General features: G+C 64.2%; 27 protein-coding genes. 14 read left to right on the forward strand and 13 right to left on the reverse strand.

All coding sequences use genetic code 11. From position 1 onward, the window contains the following. Positions 1-47 precede the first annotated feature (47 nt). The 5 genes from AC0L3U_RS32835 to AC0L3U_RS32855 form a co-directional block, all read right to left on the reverse strand. Entirely contained in the window at positions 48-215 is a 168-nt protein-coding gene (locus AC0L3U_RS32835; protein WP_473364503.1) for a hypothetical protein, read from the reverse strand. 168 nt (positions 216-383) lie between these two features. After that, a complete protein-coding gene (locus tag AC0L3U_RS32840) occupies positions 384-617 on the reverse strand; it encodes a hypothetical protein (RefSeq protein ID WP_473364504.1) in 234 nt (77 codons plus the stop codon). After that, positions 614-913, reverse strand: coding sequence for a hypothetical protein (locus AC0L3U_RS32845; RefSeq protein WP_007601417.1), 300 nt, complete (start codon positions 911-913; stop codon positions 614-616). Before AC0L3U_RS32845 ends, AC0L3U_RS32840 begins: the two co-directional genes overlap by 4 nt. Before the next feature lie 151 nt (positions 914-1064). After that, positions 1065-3575, reverse strand: coding sequence for a TonB-dependent receptor (locus tag AC0L3U_RS32850; protein ID WP_473364505.1), 2511 nt, complete (start codon positions 3573-3575; stop codon positions 1065-1067). 152 nt (positions 3576-3727) lie between these two features. Beyond that, positions 3728-5086 (reverse strand): histidine kinase, encoded by a 1359-nt coding sequence (locus AC0L3U_RS32855; protein ID WP_473364506.1) that lies wholly within the window; start codon positions 5084-5086, stop codon positions 3728-3730. A gap of 144 nt (positions 5087-5230) precedes the next feature. On the opposite strand from AC0L3U_RS32855, the gene AC0L3U_RS32860 reads away from it, so the two are divergent. Both AC0L3U_RS32860 and fghA read left to right on the forward strand, forming a co-directional pair. Then, on the forward strand, positions 5231-5851 hold the full coding sequence (locus AC0L3U_RS32860; RefSeq protein WP_018460280.1) for a response regulator: 621 nt from the start codon (positions 5231-5233) through the stop codon (positions 5849-5851). Positions 5852-5921: 70 nt separating this feature from the next. Further along, a complete protein-coding gene (gene fghA, locus AC0L3U_RS32865; protein WP_473364507.1) occupies positions 5922-6767 on the forward strand; it encodes an S-formylglutathione hydrolase in 846 nt (281 codons plus the stop codon). Between the two features lie 24 nt (positions 6768-6791). Here fghA and AC0L3U_RS32870 read toward each other — a convergent pair whose 3' ends face one another. After that, positions 6792-7295, reverse strand: a complete 504-nt coding sequence (locus AC0L3U_RS32870; protein WP_456768819.1) for a DUF3280 domain-containing protein — start codon at positions 7293-7295, stop codon at positions 6792-6794. 127 nt (positions 7296-7422) lie between these two features. Between AC0L3U_RS32870 and AC0L3U_RS32875 the strand changes: the two genes are divergently transcribed. The 6 genes from AC0L3U_RS32875 to AC0L3U_RS32900 all read left to right on the forward strand — a co-directional run bounded on the left by AC0L3U_RS32875 (position 7423) and on the right by AC0L3U_RS32900 (position 12272). After that, entirely contained in the window at positions 7423-8604 is a 1182-nt protein-coding gene (locus AC0L3U_RS32875; RefSeq protein ID WP_473364508.1) for an ABC transporter substrate-binding protein, read from the forward strand. Further along, positions 8589-9581 carry a YVTN family beta-propeller repeat protein gene (locus AC0L3U_RS32880; protein WP_473364509.1) on the forward strand — a complete coding sequence of 331 codons (993 nt, stop codon included), beginning with the start codon at positions 8589-8591 and terminating at the stop codon, positions 9579-9581. The genes AC0L3U_RS32875 and AC0L3U_RS32880 overlap by 16 nt, the downstream gene beginning before the upstream one ends. After that, positions 9578-10384, forward strand: a complete 807-nt coding sequence (locus tag AC0L3U_RS32885; RefSeq protein ID WP_473364510.1) for an ABC transporter ATP-binding protein — start codon at positions 9578-9580, stop codon at positions 10382-10384. Before AC0L3U_RS32880 ends, AC0L3U_RS32885 begins: the two co-directional genes overlap by 4 nt. Next, the gene (locus AC0L3U_RS32890; protein WP_473364511.1) at positions 10381-11229 is read left to right on the forward strand and encodes an ABC transporter permease; all 849 of its coding nucleotides are present in this window, start codon (positions 10381-10383) and stop codon (positions 11227-11229) included. The genes AC0L3U_RS32885 and AC0L3U_RS32890 overlap by 4 nt, the downstream gene beginning before the upstream one ends. Continuing rightward, entirely contained in the window at positions 11226-11840 is a 615-nt protein-coding gene (locus AC0L3U_RS32895; RefSeq protein ID WP_473364512.1) for a hypothetical protein, read from the forward strand. The genes AC0L3U_RS32890 and AC0L3U_RS32895 overlap by 4 nt, the downstream gene beginning before the upstream one ends. 132 nt (positions 11841-11972) lie before the next feature. Continuing rightward, positions 11973-12272: a copper-binding protein gene (locus tag AC0L3U_RS32900; RefSeq protein WP_007601401.1), complete on the forward strand. Its 300-nt coding sequence runs from the start codon at positions 11973-11975 to the stop codon at positions 12270-12272. 140 nt (positions 12273-12412) lie between these two features. Here the strand turns inward: AC0L3U_RS32900 and AC0L3U_RS32905 are convergent, their stop codons facing one another. Continuing rightward, positions 12413-12970, reverse strand: a complete 558-nt coding sequence (locus AC0L3U_RS32905; protein WP_473364513.1) for a PQQ-dependent catabolism-associated CXXCW motif protein — start codon at positions 12968-12970, stop codon at positions 12413-12415. Between the two features lie 10 nt (positions 12971-12980). After that, positions 12981-13862 (reverse strand): substrate-binding domain-containing protein, encoded by an 882-nt coding sequence (locus AC0L3U_RS32910; RefSeq protein ID WP_473364514.1) that lies wholly within the window; start codon positions 13860-13862, stop codon positions 12981-12983. 126 nt (positions 13863-13988) lie between these two features. On the opposite strand from AC0L3U_RS32910, the gene AC0L3U_RS32915 reads away from it, so the two are divergent. After that, entirely contained in the window at positions 13989-14915 is a 927-nt protein-coding gene (locus AC0L3U_RS32915) for a quinoprotein relay system zinc metallohydrolase 2 (RefSeq protein WP_473364515.1), read from the forward strand. A gap of 56 nt (positions 14916-14971) precedes the next feature. Beyond that, positions 14972-15790 carry a quinoprotein dehydrogenase-associated SoxYZ-like carrier gene (locus tag AC0L3U_RS32920; protein WP_473349592.1) on the forward strand — a complete coding sequence of 273 codons (819 nt, stop codon included), beginning with the start codon at positions 14972-14974 and terminating at the stop codon, positions 15788-15790. Between the two features lie 212 nt (positions 15791-16002). Here the strand turns inward: AC0L3U_RS32920 and AC0L3U_RS32925 are convergent, their stop codons facing one another. Continuing rightward, positions 16003-16362: a hypothetical protein gene (locus AC0L3U_RS32925; protein WP_473364516.1), complete on the reverse strand. Its 360-nt coding sequence runs from the start codon at positions 16360-16362 to the stop codon at positions 16003-16005. An 87-nt stretch (positions 16363-16449) separates the two neighbouring features. On the opposite strand from AC0L3U_RS32925, the gene AC0L3U_RS32930 reads away from it, so the two are divergent. Genes AC0L3U_RS32930 through AC0L3U_RS32945 form a run of 4 tightly spaced genes read left to right on the forward strand, consistent with a single transcriptional unit; the run spans position 16450 to position 19270 of the window. Continuing rightward, the gene (locus AC0L3U_RS32930; protein ID WP_473364558.1) at positions 16450-17430 is read left to right on the forward strand and encodes an ABC transporter substrate-binding protein; all 981 of its coding nucleotides are present in this window, start codon (positions 16450-16452) and stop codon (positions 17428-17430) included. Position 17431: 1 nt separating this feature from the next. Then, positions 17432-18169, forward strand: coding sequence for an ABC transporter permease (locus AC0L3U_RS32935; protein WP_473364517.1), 738 nt, complete (start codon positions 17432-17434; stop codon positions 18167-18169). Further along, positions 18159-18869: an ABC transporter ATP-binding protein gene (locus AC0L3U_RS32940; protein WP_473364518.1), complete on the forward strand. Its 711-nt coding sequence runs from the start codon at positions 18159-18161 to the stop codon at positions 18867-18869. The genes AC0L3U_RS32935 and AC0L3U_RS32940 overlap by 11 nt, the downstream gene beginning before the upstream one ends. Positions 18870-18916: 47 nt before the next feature. Then, positions 18917-19270 (forward strand): hypothetical protein, encoded by a 354-nt coding sequence (locus AC0L3U_RS32945; protein ID WP_473364519.1) that lies wholly within the window; start codon positions 18917-18919, stop codon positions 19268-19270. A 10-nt stretch (positions 19271-19280) separates the two neighbouring features. On the opposite strand, the gene AC0L3U_RS32950 is transcribed toward AC0L3U_RS32945, so the two are convergent. The 4 genes from AC0L3U_RS32950 to AC0L3U_RS32965 all read right to left on the reverse strand — a co-directional run bounded on the left by AC0L3U_RS32950 (position 19281) and on the right by AC0L3U_RS32965 (position 21209). Continuing rightward, complete coding sequence (locus tag AC0L3U_RS32950) at positions 19281-19490, reverse strand: hypothetical protein (RefSeq protein WP_027566545.1); 210 nt, start codon at positions 19488-19490, stop codon at positions 19281-19283. Between the two features lie 132 nt (positions 19491-19622). Next, entirely contained in the window at positions 19623-20528 is a 906-nt protein-coding gene (locus AC0L3U_RS32955) for a hypothetical protein (protein ID WP_473364520.1), read from the reverse strand. Between the two features lie 36 nt (positions 20529-20564). Next, entirely contained in the window at positions 20565-20645 is an 81-nt protein-coding gene (gene pqqA / locus AC0L3U_RS32960; protein ID WP_018460299.1) for a pyrroloquinoline quinone precursor peptide PqqA, read from the reverse strand. 171 nt (positions 20646-20816) lie between these two features. Further along, positions 20817-21209, reverse strand: coding sequence for an EF-hand domain-containing protein (locus AC0L3U_RS32965; RefSeq protein ID WP_473364521.1), 393 nt, complete (start codon positions 21207-21209; stop codon positions 20817-20819). Positions 21210-21246 lie beyond the last annotated feature (37 nt).

The following is a 21246-nucleotide window of genomic DNA, read 5'->3' on the forward strand; positions in this document are numbered from 1 at the left end:
CTGGTATTCCCTCGCGCATCATCGACACGATCAGCGCTAACAAAGCGTTAATCGCGCGGTCCATGCCAATCCGGACTATTCCTGCGCAGCTCGGCTTCGAGGTCTTCAATGATGCTGTGAAGCAGACACGCGGCAAGTGGATCGGTCACTTCGCGCTCCAGATGCCGGTACCGCGCGATCTGGAATTCCTGCTCTCTCAACTGGCGCTCTGTCATGGGACGGGCCCTCCGACAGATCGACGCCGAGACAGCCGAACAGTTTCGTTACAATTTTAGGATCATTCGCTATGGTTTCCGATCGGTAAAACAACGCGACGCCAAGCTTCGCCGGCGCGCGGGATCATCGGAGGTTTCGAAAGGTCGATACGCCGACATGCGCCGCTGTTACGGCACATCACCACTTCTCCGATTCTCGCCGATGCTGTGCGGCTTGTTGAGGAAGAACTCCCGGTTACCGAGAGCCGCTTCCGCATACTGGTCGATCGCGACCTGGATGGCCTCGATGTGCATGCGGCACCAGCCCTCGAGGCAGGACAGGCGCCGCGCATGATGGAGAGCCTTCAGAAATTCCGGGGGCTCCGGCATGTCGGAGAAGTAGGTCGGCTTCTCCCCCTTCATGCCCGTGCCATCTCTCGCGGCGGAACGAGGCGGCGCTTCTCGACACCGACGCGCGATGGCATCGGCCGCCGGCGGGGAACGAAGAGGCTGGCGACAACGATCGGGTCGGTGTCTCCGAGCGCGGCCCGCTCCTGAACGAGGCCGCTCATCACCGTGCGCATCTTCATGACTTCGCCTGCGACGAAGCTGCAGTCCTCGTCCCTGTTGATCTGCTCATGCATGATGGCCTCGGCCTCACGCATGCTGACGCGTAACGCCCTGATGATCCTACGGATTTCGTTGATGCGGTTGTCCATGGCTCGCTCCCTTGGCTGGACGAGCAACATAAGAACAAAACATGAACAATGAGTCAATCGGCTTTAGGTAGAACACACCCGGGACAGCACGCCGCGCCGGCGAAGACCGGCCTCCTCCTCCCCCCACATCTGCCGGGCTTGGAGGACCTGATCAGAACGTCACCCGCATCCCCGCGTAGAATGCACGCGGCCTGGCCGGGCTGAGCGAGCGCGGGTCGGTGAACTCGGCACCGCCATTGGTGAAGTTGGGCACGGCTTCGCGGTCGAAGAACTGTCCATAGGTCGCGTAGCGCTTGTCGAAGATATTGTCGATCTTGCCGTAGAGCTGGAAGTTCTTGGTCACCTGGTAGGACGTGTGCAGGTTGAACACGGTATAGGACGGCAGCTTCGCATATTGGTTGGACTCGTCGCCGACCAGATATTGGCTGGAGACGAACAGTGCGTTGCCGCCGACCTTCCAGACGTCAGTGACCGCATAGTCGACACCGACCTTGACGCGATGGCGCGGGATCGCGGGGAGCTGGTTGCCGGGCAGCACCTGAATGGTTTCGGTGACAGTATCCCTGAACGGGCTTTCGGAACCGAGCGCGAAAGCGTCGAGATAGCGTGCGTCGACGAACGCGTAGCTCGCCTGAAACTGAAGCGTGGGCGACTTGATGTTGATCTCGGCTTCGAGCCCCTGACGCCTGGTCCGGCCCACGTTGGAGAAATAGCCGAAGCCGGTGCGGCCGACTGCGGGAACGGCGACGATGTCGTCGTAATTGGTCGCGCGGAATCCGCCGAGCTTCCATCCGAGCGTGCCGATGTTGAGCTCCCTGCTGCCGCGCAGGCCCGCTTCCACGGTCTTTGACACGACCTGCTTCAATGGCGGATCGGAGACGAGAAACGCGGCAATGAGACAGGGACGGGCTGGATCGGAGCAGCCGAGCTCCAGCGGAGTCGGAACGCGGTTGGCCTCGGAATAGCCGGCATAGGCCGTCAGCTCCGGTGTAATTTTGTATGTGCCGCCGATCACCGGATTGAAGCGGGTGAAGGTGTGATCGCCGTTAAGGTCGGTCCCGAGCTGATCCTCCAGCGTGATGCGCGCCACGTTGAAACGGCCGCCGCCGGTGACGGCGAAGGCGTCGGTGATATTGAACGTGTCCATTGCGTAGAGGCCGTTATACTGGTTGACGGTCCGCAGCGAGACAGGGCCGGCAACGGTATCAGGTACGCCGGTCGGCCCCAGGAAGAGGCCGCTGCCGCTGACGACGTAGTTTTCTCCGATCGTGCCGATTTCGGCGGTGGCGTTATAGCGCGTGACGCTGGCGTCATAGGTGGCGCCCATCACGAAGCGGTTGTCGTGGCCGAACAGTTGATCGGTATTGGTGGCCTGCCCCGACACGCCGAAGGTGGTCGAACGTATCGAGCTGCGGTCGATCTCGCCGAGGATGGTCCCGGATGCGAAAGGATTGGCAAGCGGCAGGCCGTTCACGCCGTTTGCCGGTGTGGCGCCGTCGCCGAAGCAAAGAAGGCCGGCGAGTCCCGGATCGGTGCATTCCTGCGCGTCGGTCGGATTGCCGTCGACGAGCTTCTGCTCGTACCTGCGCACATGCGCAGTTCCTTCGAGCGTCCAGGTCGGCGTCGCATCGACCTTGCCGGTCAGATTGAGATAGCCGACGCGATTGGAGGTGGTCTGCGGTGTCGTGTAGGTCGCGCCCCAATATTTATCGAGCAGCTCGGCGGGAACGGTGGCGCTGGCGCCGAAATCGTTTTTGGCGACGCCCATGTTGGCGTGGAATTCGCTGTCGCCGGCCTTGTAGCCGACATCGCCGTAGAAGCGCCGCACGTCCGACTGGGAGAAATTGCGGAAGCCGCTGTCGTGCAGGCCTTCGAGCGCGGCATAGACGCCGTAGTTCTTGTCGACCGTCTTGCCCCATTGCGCCGAGCCCTGGATGCGGCCGAACGAGCCGCCCATGAGATCGAGCTCCGCACCCTGATAGGTGAAACCATCCTTCATTTGCAAATTGATCGCGCCACCCAGCGCGTTGAGGCCGAAGGCTGGGTTGTTGGTCACGAGCGTCACCGACCGGATCGCCGCGGTCGGGATCAGGTCCCAGTTGACGGCGTCGGAGAAGGCTTCGTTGATGCGGACGCCGTTCTGATACACGGCGAGGCCTTGCGGCGTGCCCGTCACCGGCGAGGCAACGAAGCCGCGGAATTCGACATCCGGCTGAAATGGATTGCCGGTGACCTCGCTGATGTTGACGCCGGCGATGTTGTCGCGAAGCGCATCGGTGATGTTCATCGAGCCGGTGCGCTTGATCTGGCTGGCGTCGACGGCGTTGATCGCCGACGGGACCTTGTCGACGTCGAGACCTCTGCCGGTACCCGGCGCGGTCGGATAGACGTAGAGGCGCGTCCTGGGGCTGGCGGATGATGGTGCCCCGATGTGCGCGACGGGACGCGACGACGCGGTGCGCCGCGCCGTCGACGGCGGCGGCGCCGTCACCTCGACCGGCGGCAGGTTCTGGACGTTGGTTTCCTCGTCCTGCGCGGCCCCCGCGGGGATCGCGAAGATCAACCCCGACACCAGCCCGGTCGAAACCGAGGCCATCACCAAACGACGCTTGAACCCAAGAGGCTTGAACCCAAAACGCTTGAACCGAACACGATCGCCCATCCCAGCCTTCCCATCCGTGACCACCGGCTGTTTTGATTTTCGCCGGTTGGTCGAGCGAGTGTAGTCGGCAGGGACGCGTGCGCCAGCCACAAAAGGTCGGGCCGCATCCGCACCAATTTTCCCGACAAAATCGGGAATTTTTCCCGACGCGATCAGGCCGCCGCCGTCGGAACCAGCGCTTCGACGGTCAGACCGCCATCACCGGACACGACGTTGAGCGTGCCGCCCAGCGCCAGGATCCGCTCGCGCATGCCGACGAGGCCGAAGCCGAGCTTCTGGCCCGGCTCCATGCCACGGCCATTGTCGCTCACCCGTACCCGGGCACAGCCGCGGCCATCGCTTGCCGCCTGCGCCACCGGCTCGATGACGACATTGACCGAGGTCGCGCCGGCGTGGCGGAACACGTTGGTGAGCGCCTCCTGCACGATGCGATAGATGGTGAGGTCGGCGGTCTCCCCGGTGACGCCAAGCGCCGGCGAGATCGCGGTCTCGATGGTGACATCGGGATGCGACTCCCGCCACAGCCGCGACAGCGATTCCAGCGCCTGGCGCAGGCCGAGCTCGGCAAGGCCGACGGGCCGGAGACGCTCCAGCACGCGGCGATTGAACTGCTGAAGCGCGTTGATCTGCTCCAGCATGGCACTGCCGTGTTTTCGCACGGCCTCCGCACTCGGGGCGCGTCCGTCCGCCTGCTTCGCCAGCGCGCTGGCATGCGCGCGTAGCGAGAACAGATATGGCCCGAACTCGTCATGGAGCTCGCGCGCGATCTCCTTGCGCTCGACGTCCTGGAGCGACACCGTTCGCTCGGCGAGGCGCCGCTTGTCCTCGATCGCCTCGCTGAGCGTTGCCGCAAGATGGTTGAGCTTGGTGCAGATCGCGGCGAGCTCCGGTGCGCCGCCCGGCGCGACGCGCGCCTGATAGCGCCCGTCTTCGAGCTCGGCCATGACATCCGCAAGGGATTGGAGCGGCGCCAGTGCCCGGCCGATCACATTCATCATCACCAGGAACAGCGCCAGCGCGATCACAGAGCCGACCTCGAGCTGGGTCACGATGGCGTCCCAGATCTCGGCGATCTCGTCATCGGGATGGGAAGTGATCAGCAGCGAACCCGGCTTGCCATGGATCGAGACGGGTACGCTCACCGCGGTCTGCTCGGGATGCACCAGGCTGACGAACCAGGCCGGCGGCGCGCGGGTGTCGTCGTCGGCGTCGGTCCGGGGCTGCGTCAGCGGATGGCCAGCTTCGTCCCGAAGCGCGATGCTGACATGGCGCAGGCGGCTGAGGTCGCGTGCGATCTGGTTCAGCCTGGCATCCGGATCGGGCGCCTCGTTGAGATCCGCCACGATCATCTCGATGAATTCGCGCGCGAGCCGGATCACGCTCTGGTCCTCGGCTTGCACGCGCGGCCCGGCTTCCGCGACCTGGCGGCCGATATTGACGGCGAGCCCCAGCGCCAGCAGCAGCGCCAGCAGCAGGTTGATGCGCCCACGCAAGGATAAATTTTGCCACATTGGTATCGCCCGTGCCCCGCGAAGGATTGGCCTGCGCCTGTCCGATAACGTTGACAGAGGCGAAGCGCCCGATATCTAATCGAAAGCGTACAGCAATCCCGGCCGGGCGCGAAACAGGCCAAGACGCTGTCGCGAGGAACGCCTATGCGCATTTTGATCGTCGACGATCATCCCATCGTCGCCTCCGGCTGCCGTGCCGTGCTGGCCGACGAGGGCGAGATCGAGATTTTGGAGGCCGCCGACGCCGAAGACGGCGAGTGCGTCTTCATCGTCGAGCGCCCCGACCTCTCGATCATCGACATCAACCTGCCGACCGTGTCCGGTTTCGAGCTCGCGCGCCGCATCCTCGAGCGCGCGCCCGAGGCCCGAATCATCATGTTCAGCATGAACGACGACCCTGCGTTTGCCGCGCGTGCGATCGAGTGCGGCGCCAAGGGCTATGTCTCCAAGACCGGCGACCCCGACGATCTCGTCGAGGCGATCCGCACCGTCGGCGGCGGCGGCACCTATTTGCCGAGCGCGATCGCGCGCAGCATCGCCTTTGCGGGACCCGCGCTGGCGCAAAGCCCGCTGTCGAAGCTGAACGCGCGCGAGATGGAGATCTTGCGGCTGCTCAGCGCGGGAAAGAGCCTTTCCGAGATCGCCTGGCTGGTGCAGTCGTCCTACAAGACTGTCGCCAACACCTCGTCCATCATGCGCCAGAAGCTCGGGGTGAAGACCTCTGTCGAGCTGGTGCGGCTGGCGATCGACAGCGGCGTGGCCTGACGGCCGCCACGAATTCGGTCACACAAGCGTTGCAATCCTGATGTGGTTTGATGCCACGGAGCATAACGGCATGACGATCCAGACTGTCTCGACCAATACATCCTATGGCGGCGTGCAGGGCGTGTATCGCCATGCCAGCCAGGCGACCGGAACCGACATGACGTTCTCGGTCTATGTTCCCCCGCACGCGCAGGGCGCCACGCTGCCCGTGGTCTGGTATCTCTCCGGCCTCACCTGCACGCACGCCAACGTCACCGAGAAGGGCGAATTCCGCAAGGCCTGCGCCGAGCTCGGCTTGATCTTCGTCGCGCCCGACACGAGCCCGCGCGGCCCCGACGTGCCGGGCGATGCCAACAACGCCTATGATTTCGGCCTCGGCGCCGGCTTCTATGTCGACGCGACGGAGGCGCCGTTTTCACGCAATTATCGCATGTGGAGCTACGTCACCGACGAACTGCCGAAACTCGTGGCGGAGAATTTTCCGGTCGATGCGAAGCGCCAATCGGTGATGGGCCATTCGATGGGCGGCCACGGCGCGCTGACGGTCGCGCTGCGCAACCCGCACCGTTTTCGCGCGGCCAGCGCCTTTGCGCCGATCGTGGCGCCGTCGCTTGTACCTTGGGGTATCAAGGCGCTGACCGGCTATCTGGGGCCGAACAAGGACGTTTGGCGCAGCCACGACACGGTAGCGCTGATCGAGGACGGCGCGAAATTTTCAGGCTTTCTGGTCGATGTCGGCGAGGCCGATAATTTCCTCAAGGAGCAGCTCAAGCCGGAGCTGCTGCAAGCCGCCTGCAACAAGGCCAACCTTCCGCTGACGCTGCGGCGGCAGGCGGGCTACGACCACAGCTATTATTTCATCTCGACCTTCATGGGCGATCACCTGCACTGGCATGCGGAGAGATTGAAAGGGTGATGGCTTCTTCTCTCTCGGAAGAACCTACTCCGGCTTGCCGTAGTTCGGTGCCAGCAACCGGTTGCGGATCAGATAGCTCATCGTGCGCGTCCAGGATTCATCCGTGTTGCCGCGCATGTCGGCGCTCGCGGCCGTGATCATGTTGCCGGTCTTCACGTCGCGCAGGTAGATGTTCAGATTGATGATCAGGTTCGAGACCTTCTGCACCATGCCGGTGATTTCCAGGTCGGCACCCAACTGTCCGGCAAGCTTGAGGTCGCAGCCGCCGCAGGCCTGCAGATTGGCGTGACGGGCCGCGTCCCGGATCGGCGCGATATCGAGCAGCTGGAACCTGCCTGACTCGACCAGTGCCTTGCGCAACTGCTCACTGATGAGGTCGAGCCGCGCCTCCTCGGGCTTGGAGCCGTAGAACTCGCCGGGCAGGCTGGTGTCGATCAGTTCGAAATCGAACACGGCGAGTTTCGGCGGATCGGCGAATGCGGCCGAGCCCGTCAACAGCAAAGCGACGAAACATATCAGCGCTCGCATGATCGTGATTCCCAGCGTGGCAGCGTGAGGACGAAATGCGGGGTTGCATGGCCTGACAAATCGGTCATGCTTTAGCAGAGACAATTCTCCATCGGCGGTCAAGCCGGGGAGAACATCTGGAGGAAACATGATCCGATGGTTGGTCGGCCTGATCGGCCTAGGTGTTGCTGCGACGAGCGCGCTCGCGGCCGACCCTGTCATGATCGGCGTCGGCTATCTCGGAATCGCCGGTACCAGATCGACGCTGTCGCTGGTCGAGCAGCCCGCGGAGAATGACGGCGTCGCCGGCGCACGCCTCGCCATCGAGGACAACAACACCACCGGCAAGTTCCTCGACCAGCGCTTTGCGCTGGAGGAGCGGCGTATCAAAGAGGGCGAGGATGCCGTGCAGGCCGCGACCGAACTCGCCGCACGCAACGGCTTCATCATCGCCGACCTGCCGGCCGACGCGCTGCTGAAAGTCGCCGACGCCCTGCGCGAGCGCGGCACGCTGCTGTTCAACGCCGGCGCGATCGACGAGCGGCTGCGCGAGGCCGATTGCCGTGCCAACGTCATCCACACCGCGCCGACGCGCGCGATGCTGGCGGATGCGCTCGGTCAGTATCTGGTGTGGAAGCAGTGGAAGCGCTGGCTGCTCGTGGTCGGCTCGCATGACGAGGACAAACTGTTCGCCGATGCGCTCCGGCGCACCGCGACGCGGTTCGGCGCCAAGATCGTGCAGGAGCGCAGCTTCGAAGACAAAGGCGGCGCGCGCCGCACAGACTCGGGCGTGACGCTGATCCAGCGCCAGATGCCGGTATTCACGCAACAGGCTCCGGCCTACGATGTGCTGGTCGCCGCTGACGAGAGCGAGGTGTTCGGCGCCTACCTGCCCTATCGCACCTGGGATCCGCGGCCTGTCGCGGGCTCTGCCGGGCTGGTGCCGCGGAGCTGGGACGCCGCGCAAGACCAGTGGGGCGCGATCCAGATGCAGAACCGTTTCGTCAAGCTGAATGCGCGGCGGATGACCGCGCTCGACATGCAGGCCTGGACGGCCGTGCGCATGATCGGAGAGGCCACCTCACGCACCAGTTCCGGCGACGTCAAGAAGGTCACCGATTTCATCAAGGGGCCGGATTTCTCGGTCGCCGCCTTCAAGGGCACCAAGCTGACCTTGCGCGACTGGAACCTGCAGCTGCGTCAGCCGATCCTGCTGGTCGACGGCCGCATGGTGGTGTCGGTGTCGCCGCAGGAAGGTTTCCTGCACCAGGTCTCCGAGCTCGACACGCTCGGCTATGACCGCCCGGAGAGCAAATGCAAGCTGAAGTGAGGAAGAAGATGTTGCGCGCGTGGCGTGTTGGGTTGCTGTCCGCACTGGCGCTGACGGCGGCGCCGGCGCATGCGTTCATCGCCTATGTCTCGAACGAGAAGAGCAACACCGTGTCGGTGATCGATACCGAAAGCTGGACGGTGACGAAGACCATCAAGGTCGGGCAGCGTCCGCGCGGCATCGACTTCACGCGCGACGGCAAGTTCGTGATGGTCGCGGTCGGCGACGACGACACCATCCAGATGATCGACGCCAAGACGCAAACCGTGGTGGACAGCCTGCCCTCCGGGCCCGACCCGGAATTGTTCGCCCAGGATGCCGCCGGCAAGGTCCTCTATGTTGCCAACGAGAACGACAACACAGTGACCGTGATCGACCTCGAGAAGCGCGCCCGCCTTGGCGACATCCAGGTCGGCGTCGAGCCCGAGGGCATGACCATCAGCCCGGACGGCAAGACGCTGATCAACACGTCCGAGACCACCAACATGGCGCATTTCATCGACACATCGTCGCGCCAGATCGTCGCCAACGTGCTGGTCGACGCGCGGCCGCGCTTTGCCGAATTCAAGCACGACGCTTCCGAATTGTGGGTATCCTCGGAGATCGGCGGCACCGTCTCGATCATCGATCCCGGCAAGCACGAGGTGACCGGCAAGATCAATTTCGAGATTCCGGGGTTGAGGAAAGAGGCGATCCAGCCCGTCGGCATCGGCATGACCCGGGACGACAAGACCGCCTTCATCGCGCTCGGTCCCGCCAACCGCATCGCCGTGGTCGATACCGCCTCGCGCAAGGTGACGAAATATCTGCTGGTGGGACAACGGGTCTGGCACATGGCCTTCACGCCGGACGAAAAATATCTGCTGACCACCAACGGCGTATCGAACGACGTCTCCGTCATCGACGTCGCCGCGCAAAAAGTAATCAAGACCATTCAAGTGGGTGAACTGCCCTGGGGTATCACGATCGCGCCATGACCAGCCCTGCTCCCATCGCCGAACAACGCGAAACACCAAGGCCAGCTCCGGCGGCCGTGCCCGCGCTATCGATCGACAGCGTCAGCCACGCCTATGGCCCGCGCCGCGCGCTGATGGACGTGTCCTTCAACGTGCAGCCTGCGAGCTTCACGGCCCTGCTTGGCCTCAACGGGGCGGGCAAGAGCACGCTGTTCTCGCTGATCACGCGCCTGTTCGGCATCCAGTCCGGCCGCGTCGGCATTTTCGGCCATGACATCAGCAAGAGTCCAGGCGAAGCGCTGCGGTTGCTCGGCGTCGTGTTCCAGCCGCGCACGCTCGATCTCGATCTGTCGCTGACGCAGAACCTGCTCTATCACGCAGCACTCCACGGCATCAGCCGCCGCGAGGCGCGTGCGCGAGCCGCCGAGCTGCTCGGCCGCATCGGGCTTACCGAGCGCGCCGGCAGCAAGGTGCGCGATCTCTCGGGCGGGCAGATGCGGCGGCTGGAGATCGCACGCGCCCTGCTGCACCGGCCGCGCCTGCTCTTGCTGGACGAACCGACCGTCGGCCTCGACGTCAAGGCGCGCGCCGACATCATCAGCCATGTGCGCCAGCTCGTGAGCGAGCAAGGCATCGGGGTGCTCTGGGCCACGCATCTGTTCGACGAGATCGTGGCAGGTGACGATCTCGTGGTGCTGCATCAGGGCAAGGTGCTGGCGCAGGGACCGATGAGCCGCGTCGTCGCGGAAGCCGGCGCGCAGGACGTCAACACCGCCTTCATGCGCCTGACCGGCGCGCAGACCCTGCCGGGTGGCGGCGCATGAGCAGCATCACCACGCGCGAGGCGCCGCGCGGCTTCTCGGCCGCCGAATACATGACCTGTCTCACGGGCATCGTCTGGCGCGAAGGCCTGCGCTTTCTGCACCAGCGCGAGCGTTTCGTCTCGGCGCTGGTGCGGCCGCTGGTGTGGCTGTTCATCTTCGCCGCTGGCTTCCGTCAGGTGCTCGGCATCTCCATCATCCCGCCCTACGAGACCTACATCCTCTACGAGGTCTTCATTGCGCCCGGACTGATGGCCATGATCCAGCTCTTCAACGGCATGCAGTCCTCGCTGTCGATGGTCTATGACCGCGAGATGGGCAACATGCGCACGCTGCTGGTCAGCCCACTGCCGCGCGGCTACCTGTTGTTCTGCAAGCTGCTCGCGGGCACCGCGGTGTCGCTGCTCCAGGTCTATGCGTTCCTGCTGATCGCCTGGTTCTGGGACATCACGCCTCCTCTATCAGGCTATCTCACGGTGCTGCCGGCACTGATCCTGTCCGGACTGATGCTGGGCTCGCTCGGCATGCTGATCTCCTCCGGCATCAAGCAGCTGGAGAACTTTGCCGGCGTGATGAATTTTGTCATTTTCCCGATGTTCTTCGCTTCATCGGCGCTCTACCCGCTCTGGCGGGTGCAGGAGGGCAGCCCCTATCTCTACTATGTTTGCGAGGCCAATCCGTTCACCCATGCGGTCGAGCTGATACGTTTTGCATTCTACGGGCAAATCAACTGGATCTCGCTGGCGGTGGTCGCGACCTGCACAATCGTCTTCATGATCGGCGCGATTCTGGCCTATGATCCCTCGCGCGGGCTGGCGCGACGGGGCCCTGCGGGAGGCGAAGGATGACGGTTCGGGTTCTGGCCATGGCCGCTCTACTGCTCGCAGCCGCGAGCACGGCGGCACGCGCGGCCGATCCGCGCTATCCGGATTGGCCCTGCACGCAGGCAAAAGTGCCGGAAATTTCGCTCGCGGCCGTTTGGGCCGGTCCTTCGCTTGACGACGTGCAGAACAAGTGGAAGGACGACGCCAAAGTCAGCGCGCTGGTCGCCAAATTGTCGGCACGCAAGACGCCGCTGGACGAAGCCGAGAAGTTGGTGAGGGAGTTTTTAGCGGGCTCCGCGGTCGACAAGACTGCGAATGCGAAACTGCTGTTCGCAGGCCTGTTCGACACGCTCAACGCTCAGCGCTCGCAGGTCATGAGCGGACTGGAACGCGTCAGCCGCAAGCAGCGCGAAGCGGCCGACAAGATCCGCGAGGAGAGTGTTCAGCTCCAGGCGCTCCAGGGCGCCACGCCGCGCGACGAGGCCAAGGTCGATGCGCTCAGCAACGAGCTGATCTGGAAGACCCGCATTTTCGAGGACCGCCACAAGGTGGTGCGGTTCGTTTGCGAGGTTCCCACCACCATCGACCAGCGGCTGTTTGCGCTCGGACGCGTGATCCAGCAGGAAATGGAATAGCGTCAGCCTCATTGACGCGGCAGGTTCCCTCGCCTCCATTGCGATCATTAACCTGCCGCCGTGCTATATGCCGGAACCAAATCGGCCTAGGATGTCTTGTCGACGGGTAATCCAAGGCATCGGGAGGCCTCGATGGGAACCACGAAATTCATCCTCGCAGGCGCTGCGGCCATCAGCATGCTCGCAAGCAGCGCATTCGCTGACGATCTGACCGGAATGGTCACCCGGATAGATCGGCTCAACAGCACGATTTCGATCCAGCAGACGCAGAAGGGCACAGTCGGCGGCAGCGCGGGCGGCGCCGGCGCGCTGCAGGAGTACAAGGCCAAGGATGCCGCGATGCTCGACGCCGTCCACGCCGGCGACAGGGTGAGCTACTCTGCGACCGACAATAACGGCACGGGCACGCTGACGAAGTTGCAGAAGCAGTAGGCTTTTCCTCGCTCTTCCCACGTGCGACACGGCGTCATGGCCGGGCTTGTCCCGGCCATCCACGCATGGCCACACGGCACCAAGAACGTGGATGCCCGGGACAAGCCCGGGCATGACGATCTGGCATGACGATCTCTTGCCTATTGCTCCGGCCGCGGCTCGGGCTGCGCCTCCTCGGTCGGAAGTTTGGCGCGCTCCCAGCCGTCGGTACCATCGGGATACCAGGCGAGGTTGGAGTAGCCATACGCGAGCGCTCGCTTGGCGGCGTTCCAGGACATCCAGCAATCGGCCAGGCAATAGATCACGAGCAACGCGGTCTTGTCGCCGTGTGATGCACGCGCGAGGCCGCGCTGGAAATAATCGTCCATGGCGGGCGGCAGCGTGCCGTAGCCGGTGTCCGGCAGCCAGATGCTGCCCGGAATGTTTTTGCGCGGCGCCTCGCGCCAGACGGTACCCGCTGGAAGGTTCTTCGGCTTCGGCGCGCGCGGCAGCACGTCGATGAAGGCGCCGCTCTTCGCGTGCCAGATCGCCTCGGCTTCTGACGTCGACAGCACGCGCGCGCCGCCCAGCGTCGCCGGCACAGGCGCGCGGTAATTGTCGGTGCGATAACCCTCCGGCTCGAACGGCTCCTGCTGCTGCGCAACGACCGGCGCCACCAGCACGGCGGCGACCAGCGCAGCGGCAAGGTGCCGCCTCATGGCGTCTGCCTCATGGCGTCTTCTTGGCCGTCTCCGCGCCGAGCGGCCGATCGCTCTCGTCCAGCAGCGGCACGCCAAAGTCGAGCAGGATCTTGTTGATCTCGCCCTGGTTCTCCTGGATCAGCTTGTTGAGCTGCCGCTTCCAGTTCTGGTCGGCGCCACGCACGCCCATGCCGATGCGATAGACCAGTTTGGGCCCGGTGGTTTCCTTCACCAGCGGCGTGACATGAAGCGACCCCGCCTTCTTCGCGTAGAACCCTGCCATCGGTCCCCACAGCACGCCGGCGTCGATCTTGCCCGCCGTGAGATCATCGATCATTGCCTGCGCCGAATTGTCGTAGCGCGTGTCGATCATCAGCGGATAGGGCTTTGCATCACCCATCAGTCCCGCAATGGCCATGTTGGTCGCAGGCGGCGTGCCGGCGACGATGCCGACATGCTTGCCCTTCAGCCTGGGATCCTCGAGCGTGTCGACCTCCTCCAGCCCGCTGCCTGCTTTCGCGACCAGCGCATAGCTCGTGCGGTAATAGGGATTGGTGCCTTGCACGAGGTCATCGCCTTGGGGGAAGCCCATGATGACGTCGCAGCGATGCGAGCCGAGCGTCATGCGCACGAAGCCGGTGGCTTGCGGAAAAAAGACATAGTCGAGCTTCTTCTGGAGCTTGTCCGCAAACAGCTCGGCAAGCTTGTTCTCGAACCCCTCGCCCTTCTCGTTCGAGAACGGCAGATTGCGCGGGTCGGAACAGACGCGCAACACCTTGGGGTCGACCAGCTCGAACGAGAGGTCACCCGTCTCGTTGGTCTGCGCGATGGCGACGTCGCCGAACGCGCAAGACGCAACCAGGATACTCAGTGAAAACAACCAGCGACGATGTCGTCCGGCCTCCGTCATCGCGCTTCCTCCTGGGCTTGTTGAATGCTAGCCATGCAACGCATGACGCGCCATGTTTTGCCAGACTGTGTGCTGGCTTTCTTTGTTGCAGTGCAATGCGCACAACCTTTGAACTGGGGCTGAAAAGTGTCTCGCATCGCTCTCGTGATCGCAGCCTTGTCCCTGCTGGTGACAGCGACGCTAGCATGCGCCGCAGCGGCCGAATTGCCTGTAAGCGAAGTCGCGCCGGGAATCTTCGTACACTCCGGGACCATCGCCCTGATGACCCGCGAGAATGAGGGCGACATCGCCAATGTCGGCTTCATCGTGGGCGAGGATGCGGTGGCCGTGATTGATACCGGCGGTAGCGTTCGCGAGGGCGAGGCGCTGCTGGCGGCGGTGCGGGCCCGCACCAGCAAGCCGATCCGCTACGTCATCAACACCCACGGCCATCCCGACCATGTTTTCGGGAATGCGGCCTTCGCAGTCGGGGACAACATTTTCGTCGGTCACAGCAGGCTGCCGCGGGCGCTCGCTGCCCGCGGGCCGTATTATCTCGACAATTTTAGGCGCATCATGGGCGACGAATTGATATCTCCCGTGAAGATCGTGCCACCCACAATGCTCGTCACGGACACAATGACGCTCGATCTCGGCGCGCGCCGCCTGAGCTTGCGGGCCTGGCCGGCCGGGCACAGCGACAATGACCTGACCGTGTTCGATGAGATGACGAAGACGCTGTTCACTGGCGACCTCGTCTTCCTCCGCCATATTCCGGTGATGGACGGCAGCATTCGCGGCTGGCTCGGTACCCTCGGGGAACTCGAGAGCATTCCGGCGCAGCGCGTCGTTCCGGGTCACGGGCCCGTGAGCGAATGGCCTGCGGCGCTGACCGATGAACGGCGCTATCTGATGGCGCTGCTGGCGGACGTCCGGGCGTCGAACAAGAAGGGCGAGCCGATCCGAATCGCCGCAGACAAGGCCGCCGCCTCGGAACGGCCGCACTGGGAGCTGTTCGACGACTACAATGCCCGCAACGCAACCGCAGCATTTTCGGAAATTGAATGGGAGTAGCGGACGCGCTACGATGCGCGAAACGTTGCTTCGTCCGCGGGACCATGACCATGACCATGACGGGACGCACGCGCCGACTACCTCTGATCGCCCTGCTCCTCGGCATTGCATTCGCCGTGCCGGCGCAGGCGGAAGAGGCTTACGATCCCTGGCCGGGCCTGGTGCAGGACATCTTCAGCAACCGTCCGATGAATGACGGCGGCAATGTCATTGGCATCGAAATGCCGTATCGCGCCGAGGACGCGGCCATCGTGCCGGTGACCCTGCGCAGCAAGCTCTCGCCTGGCGATGCCCGCCGCATCCGTTCGATCACGCTGGTGATCGATCGTAATCCCGCGCCAATGGCGGCGAAGTTCGAGCTCGGACCGGATGCCAACGTCACCGAAATCTCGACGCGCGTGCGCGTCAACAATTACACTGACGTCCATGCGGTGGCCGAGCTCAGCGACGGCCAGCTCTATGTCTCAAAGGTCTATGTAAAGGCCTCCGGCGGCTGCTCGGCACCGGCGGGGAAGAATGCCGAGGAAGCCCAGAATCGACTCGGGCAGATGCGCTACCGGCAATTCGCGCGCGAGGAGGCCCCGGCGAGCCGCATGCGGGAGGCTCAGATCATGATCGGCCATCCCAACAATTCCGGGCTGCAGATGGACCAGGTCACGCAGCTCTACATTCCCGCCTTTTTCGTCAACCAGCTCAAGCTGACGCAGGACGACAGCCCCGTGCTCTCGATGGAAGGCGGCATCTCGATCTCGGAAGATCCCAATCTGCGCTTCACCTATGTGTCCAACGGCGCCAAGCGTTTTCGCGCGGAAGCGAAGGATACGGACGGACACGTGTTCCGCAACGAGTGGGATGTGGAGAAGCCGGGGACGTAGCGCGCCACCTTCCCCTTCAAAGTCAAACGCGCTGCGGATGGCTGTGCCCTCGCCCCTTGTGGGAGAGGGGCAGCACCGCTGGTAGACAAAAATTCGCTTGGGTGAGGGGTTCGCCTCCGCGAGCTACTCTCTTGCGGTAGTATTCGCGGAGACATACCCCTCATCCGGCGCTTCGCGCCACCTTCTCCCACAAGGGGAGAAGGAAGAAAGTATCAGAAACACCTCACCTCGGCTTCCGCCTGCGCTCGCCGCAAATCATTCACGGCCGAGTTGGCCTGCTCCGAGGTGCGGAACTGGACGCCGAGATTGCCGCGGACCTGGGACATGCTGAGCGCGGTTTCTGCGGTGACGTAGCGCTCATAGGATACAATCGAGGCCACCACGTCGATCGAGCAGGAACATTGCTCGATCGCCTGCCGGCTCTCGCCATTGGCCTTCATGCAGCCATAGACATACTCGGTGCGCGCCGACGTCGGATAATCATTGGCCTCTTCAGCCTGCGCGGCGAGCGCGGTCGCAGCCCACACCGCCAATGCGGCGACAATCGGTCGTAGCTGTCCGGCCAGATTCATGCGCGTCCTCCCGCTGGTTGCGACGGAAGCTATGCTATGCGTATTGTCCTGAAAAGCACTCTATCAGAGGAAACGGCTCACAAGGTGATGAGAGCAATTGGTCGATCATTGGCACTTGCGGTAACGCTGGCGCTGACATTAGCCGGGCCCGGCCGCGCCGCGGATACGATCCGCCTTGCGGTGCAGAAGACCGGAACATTCTCGTGGGAGCTGGCCGCGATCCGCGCCGGTGGCCTCGACAAGGAGGCCGACCTGTCGCTCGACGTCACCGAGCTTGCGAGCCCCGAGGCCGGCAAGATCGCGCTGCGCGCCGGCAATGCCGACATTATCCTGTCCGACTGGCTGTGGGTGTCGCGCGAGCGCACGCTCGGCGCCAAGCTCACCTTCTATCCCTATTCCAGCGCGCTCGGCGCGGTGATGGTGCCGGCCGCCTCGCCGATCAAGTCGCTGGCTGATTTGAAGGGCCGCAAGCTCGCGGTCGGCGGCGGTCCCATCGACAAGAGCTGGCTGCTGCTCCAGGCGCGCTTGAAGCAGGACGGCATCGACCTGAAATCGGAGGCGACTATCGTCTATGGGGCTCCGCCTCTGATCGCCGCCAAGGCGCTCGACGGCGAGATGGATGCAAGCCTCAACTTCTGGAATTTCTGCGCACAGCTGGAGGCGAAGGGTTTTAGACGCCTTGCTGGCATCGAGGACATATTGCCGAAGCTCGGCGCCAAGGGCGCGGTCTCAGCAGTCGGCTATGTCTTCGACGAGAGCTGGGCGGCAAGTCATCGCGAGGCCGTGGCGCGTTTCATCGCGATGACGCGCAAGGCCAAGCAGCTGCTGGCGACCTCGGATGCCGCCTGGGACAAGATCGCGCCGCTCACCGGCACAAGCGATGCCACCCTGCTCAAGACCTATCGCGAGCGATATCGCGACGGCATTCCGCGCCGGAGCATCGATGACGAAGAAAAGGACGCGCGCGTGCTCTACCGCGTGCTGGCCGAGACCGGCGGACGCGACCTCGTCGGCTCGGCCGCTGAACTCGAGCCCGGCACGTTCTATCACGCAGTTCCCGGAGACTGAGGTGCTGCGTCTTCTGTCGTTTGCCTTGTTGCTCGCGATCTGGTGGACAGCCGCGCTGTTCGTCGGCGCCGCAAAGCTGCCCTCCCCGCCCGCCGTGCTCGACGTCGTCGTCGCGGAAGCATCGAGCGGCGCGCTGTTCCTGCATCTTGGCGCCACGCTCGTCCGCGTAAGCCTCGCCTTCGTGCTGGCGATGTCACTCGGCAGCGCCATCGGCTATCTGATGGGACGGGTGAAGCTCGCCGACCGGCTCGGCGATCCCTGGCTGATCCTGCTGCTGAACCTGCCCGCGCTGGTCGTGATCGTGCTGGCCTATATCTGGGCCGGCCTCACCGAGGCCGCAGCGATCGCGGCGATCGCGATCAATAAGCTGCCGACCGCCATCGTCACCCTGCGCGAGGGCGCACGCGCGCTCGACCGCTCGCTCGACGAGATGGCGAGCGTGTTCGCGATGCCGCGCTGGCGCGCCTTCCGCCACGTCGTGCTGCCGCAACTGGCACCCTATATCGCAGCCTCAGCCCGGTCCGGATTATCGCTGGTGTGGAAGATCGTACTGGTCGCCGAACTCCTGGGGCGACCCAACGGCGTCGGCTTCGAGATCGGCGTCGCCTTCCAGCTGTTCGACACGCCGCGGCTGCTTGCCTATTCGCTAACCTTCGCCGCCGTCGTGCTGGTGATCGAAACCGCGCTGGTGCAACCGTTCGAAGCCCGTGCGACACGGTGGCGACCCCGTGCGGCTTGAGGTCGATATCACAGGCAAGACGTTCAGGAGTGCCGCGGGCGGAACGCAGGAGGTGCTCGCGCCGGTCAGCTTCGCGCTGCAATCCGGCGAGGTCGGCGTGCTGATCGGTCCGTCCGGCTGCGGCAAGAGCACGATGCTGCGCATCATCCTCGGGCTCGACCGCGATTTCGAGGGACGCGTCTCGCGCCCGCCGGAAGCGCGGATCGGCATGGTTTTCCAGGAGCCGCGGCTGCTGCCATGGCGCTCGGTCGAGCAGAATGTGCGGCTTGCGGCACCCGATGTCACCGACGCCAAGCTTGCCGAGCTGTTCAGGATCCTGGAGCTGGACGCGCATCGCAACCACTTTCCCGGCGAGCTGTCGCTAGGCCTCGCCCGGCGCGTAGCGCTCGCCCGCGCCTTTGCGGTGGAGCCCGACCTGCTCGTGCTCGACGAGCCCCTCGCCTCGCTCGACGACGCACTCGCCGGCCGTTTGCGCGACGAGATCGCGACGCTGGTGGCGCGCCGTCCGGTGATGACGTTGCTCGTCACCCACAGCCTGGATGATGCGATCCGCCTTGGCGACCGCCTGTTCTTGCTGTCGCCGCGACCGGCGTGCATCGTGCGCGAGGTGCCGATTGCGATCCCGCGCGCGGGGCGCAGCGAGGCCGAGCTCGGCAAGATCAGGGCCGAGCTCGCGGCGTTGCAGCTTGAATCGAAATGAGAACTCATGGTCAACTGGACCAACGACATCTTCGCGGGAGGTTCACCATGCGGCGTACGCTGATTGCGATCGGCATCCTGTTGGTTGCGATGCCGGACGCGGCGCTCGCGCAGGCCAAGGGCAAGGGTATCCGGCTCTGGAATCTGACGACGGAGACGATCTCCGGCTTCCAGCTCTCGCCGGCCGGGAAGACCGAGTGGGGGCCGAACCAGTGCTTGAACGACAAGGACAAGGAGGTCGACCACGACGAGCGGCTGCGCATCACCGGCGTCGAGCCCGGCCGCTACGACGCCAGGGTCAGCTATCCCAATGCGCGGCAGTGCATCGTGCGCGACATCGAGATCAAGGCGGATGCGGTGTTCTCGATCGCCGACAAGGATCTGAAGGACTGCACGAAATAACGCCGGCGGCTTACGCCTTGTCATTCGGGTGCGGATATTCGCAGCGCCATCGCACCGCCTGCCACTTCGGATGGTCGCCGACCCATTGCGCGATATAGGGCGGCGCAGCCATCGCGCATTGCGTCGGCGACCCCGCATAGTTGAACACCAGATGCTGCTCCTCGCAGGTCGCAGGCGAGAGCACCGCACACACAGTCACCACCAGGTCGATCGGGTTCATGCCGGGATCCTCGCAGAGGCGATGAAGATTAGCACAAAAGATTACGCTCCGAGGAGCCGGAAGTTTCAATCCGGCCGCGCGAAATCGAGCGGGAATTGCCGGTCGCATGTCCCCGCAACCGCTGAGCGAGCGCTAGAAATTGATCCCAAACACCAGCCTCGCCTGGTGGCGCTCGAAATTGGCGAGATCAAGATTGCCGCCTGATCCGGCCGGACGGCCCCAGGCCTGCATGCTCCAGCTCATGGTCAGGCGCGAGCGCTCCGAAAGCTGGAAATAAGCGGTCGGACCGACGAAGAGCGCCTGTCCTGCGAACTCGCCGAGGCCGATGCCTTCGTACTGCCGGAAGTAGCGCACCTCGCCGCCGAGCAGCACATCGGGCCGCACGCGCACCAGGCCGGCGAAGGCCGCGCCGACGGTTGAGCTCTTTTCGGATAGCCCCGTCATCTCGAAGCGCGCCCATTCGGGTTGATAGATCAGGTTGAGCGCCCCGATAGCAAAGTTCGGGATCAGCTCGCGATCGAAGGCGAGCGTGAAATCGGTACCGTACATCCGCCCTTTTGCGCCGGAGGTCTCGTCAATGCGGTCGCCATGGAGTTCGGCGGCGACGGTCAACCCGAACGGCGCGTGCTCGCGATCGAGCAGGCGATAGCGCAGGTCGAGCGAAGCGCCCTGGAAATTGAACTGGCGGCGGTCGCCGATATCGGGGACGCCGGTGATGTCGTGCAGCGTGGCCGTGCCGCCGACCTCGACGCGGAAGTTCGGCAGCGGCACGACCTCGATCTCGACCTCCTGCGACAGCGCGCGATAGGTCCCGCCGCCTTTGCCGAATCGACCTGTCGTCTGGGTCTGGAATTCGCGCTCGCCGGGATTGCCGACATCGGTGCCGATCATGAAGCCGAAAATGTGCTCGGTATCGAAGCCCTCTTCGGCGCTGACGCATGCCGGCGCGAGCGCGACGGTGCAGGCGGCTATGGTCCGGAATGTAAGGGCTCTCGCGCGCATCCCCGACACTACCACGGCTTCGACGGTGGTTGCCATCGAAGCCGCGGCAGGTCGTCAGCCTTACTTGTGGTCTTACTTGCGCAAAGCGCAGGCGTACATGTTGATTTCCATGCCGACCGGCACTTCCACGATCTTCGGAGCTTTCCAGGCCATTCGGGGACTCCCAAGGGATTGAGCGCGACATCGCGCCGGCCAAAACCTAGGGCTGCGTCAGCCACAGCGCAAGTCGGGAATCGCGCCGTTGACACAGCGAACTGTCGCATCGCGCTTGCAAATTTCTCTCTGGGGCAACTCGCCTTCGCTCCCAGTCAAGCAGCACGGCGCTCACTGCAACAGGCGCAGCAGTGCGCGGCCGGTGCGCGAGTTCAGCTCCTTCGCATCCAGCGTTCCGTCCTTGTCGGGATTCGCTGCGTTGAAGCGCTGCTCCACCACGGAGAGATATTCGTCGAGCGTGAGAGTCCCGTCGCGATCGGGATCGGCGGCGGCGAGTTCTTTCGCCGTTAACCGTCCGCGCAATTCGCGGGCGTCGAGCGTGCCGTCGTGATCGGGATCGAGCTTGGCGAACGACGCGGCCGCTGCCTTCTTCACCTCGGCAAGATCGAGCGTGCCGTCATTGTCGGTATCGAACGCCTTGACCGCGTTGCCGGAGGCCGACCATGCCGGACCGGCCAGCAGTGCAATCGTGAACGCAAGTGCAACAGAGCGACGCGATATCATGAAAACCTCCCAGACCAAGAGCTCCGATTCGAGCCGG

It is taken from the genome of Bradyrhizobium sp. Kon69, assembly GCF_055807515.1.

Excerpts from the sequence above, each read along its gene's own strand:
- AC0L3U_RS32920 (WP_473349592.1), top strand. The coding sequence starts at position 14,972 with ATGACGGGACGCACGCGCCGACTACCTCTGATCGCCCTGCTCCTCGGC.
- AC0L3U_RS32950 (WP_027566545.1), bottom strand. The coding sequence starts at position 19,490 with ATGAACCCGATCGACCTGGTGGTGACTGTGTGTGCGGTGCTCTCGCCT.
- AC0L3U_RS32910 (WP_473364514.1), bottom strand. The coding sequence starts at position 13,862 with ATGACGGAGGCCGGACGACATCGTCGCTGGTTGTTTTCACTGAGTATC.
- AC0L3U_RS32850 (WP_473364505.1), bottom strand. The coding sequence starts at position 3,575 with ATGGGCGATCGTGTTCGGTTCAAGCGTTTTGGGTTCAAGCCTCTTGGG.
- AC0L3U_RS32905 (WP_473364513.1), bottom strand. The coding sequence starts at position 12,970 with ATGAGGCGGCACCTTGCCGCTGCGCTGGTCGCCGCCGTGCTGGTGGCG.
- fghA (WP_473364507.1), top strand. The coding sequence starts at position 5,922 with ATGACGATCCAGACTGTCTCGACCAATACATCCTATGGCGGCGTGCAG.
- AC0L3U_RS32900 (WP_007601401.1), top strand. The coding sequence starts at position 11,973 with ATGGGAACCACGAAATTCATCCTCGCAGGCGCTGCGGCCATCAGCATG.
- AC0L3U_RS32955 (WP_473364520.1), bottom strand. The coding sequence starts at position 20,528 with ATGGCAACCACCGTCGAAGCCGTGGTAGTGTCGGGGATGCGCGCGAGA.
- AC0L3U_RS32890 (WP_473364511.1), top strand. The coding sequence starts at position 10,381 with ATGAGCAGCATCACCACGCGCGAGGCGCCGCGCGGCTTCTCGGCCGCC.
- AC0L3U_RS32855 (WP_473364506.1), bottom strand. The coding sequence starts at position 5,086 with ATGTGGCAAAATTTATCCTTGCGTGGGCGCATCAACCTGCTGCTGGCG.
- AC0L3U_RS32925 (WP_473364516.1), bottom strand. The coding sequence starts at position 16,362 with ATGAATCTGGCCGGACAGCTACGACCGATTGTCGCCGCATTGGCGGTG.
- AC0L3U_RS32870 (WP_456768819.1), bottom strand. The coding sequence starts at position 7,295 with ATGCGAGCGCTGATATGTTTCGTCGCTTTGCTGTTGACGGGCTCGGCC.
- AC0L3U_RS32875 (WP_473364508.1), top strand. The coding sequence starts at position 7,423 with ATGATCCGATGGTTGGTCGGCCTGATCGGCCTAGGTGTTGCTGCGACG.
- AC0L3U_RS32880 (WP_473364509.1), top strand. The coding sequence starts at position 8,589 with ATGCAAGCTGAAGTGAGGAAGAAGATGTTGCGCGCGTGGCGTGTTGGG.
- AC0L3U_RS32845 (WP_007601417.1), bottom strand. The coding sequence starts at position 913 with ATGGACAACCGCATCAACGAAATCCGTAGGATCATCAGGGCGTTACGC.
- AC0L3U_RS32930 (WP_473364558.1), top strand. The coding sequence starts at position 16,450 with ATGAGAGCAATTGGTCGATCATTGGCACTTGCGGTAACGCTGGCGCTG.
- pqqA (WP_018460299.1), bottom strand. The coding sequence starts at position 20,645 with ATGGCCTGGAAAGCTCCGAAGATCGTGGAAGTGCCGGTCGGCATGGAA.
- AC0L3U_RS32860 (WP_018460280.1), top strand. The coding sequence starts at position 5,231 with ATGCGCATTTTGATCGTCGACGATCATCCCATCGTCGCCTCCGGCTGC.
- AC0L3U_RS32945 (WP_473364519.1), top strand. The coding sequence starts at position 18,917 with ATGCGGCGTACGCTGATTGCGATCGGCATCCTGTTGGTTGCGATGCCG.
- AC0L3U_RS32895 (WP_473364512.1), top strand. The coding sequence starts at position 11,226 with ATGACGGTTCGGGTTCTGGCCATGGCCGCTCTACTGCTCGCAGCCGCG.
- AC0L3U_RS32835 (WP_473364503.1), bottom strand. The coding sequence starts at position 215 with ATGACAGAGCGCCAGTTGAGAGAGCAGGAATTCCAGATCGCGCGGTAC.
- AC0L3U_RS32965 (WP_473364521.1), bottom strand. The coding sequence starts at position 21,209 with ATGATATCGCGTCGCTCTGTTGCACTTGCGTTCACGATTGCACTGCTG.
- AC0L3U_RS32885 (WP_473364510.1), top strand. The coding sequence starts at position 9,578 with ATGACCAGCCCTGCTCCCATCGCCGAACAACGCGAAACACCAAGGCCA.
- AC0L3U_RS32840 (WP_473364504.1), bottom strand. The coding sequence starts at position 617 with ATGAAGGGGGAGAAGCCGACCTACTTCTCCGACATGCCGGAGCCCCCG.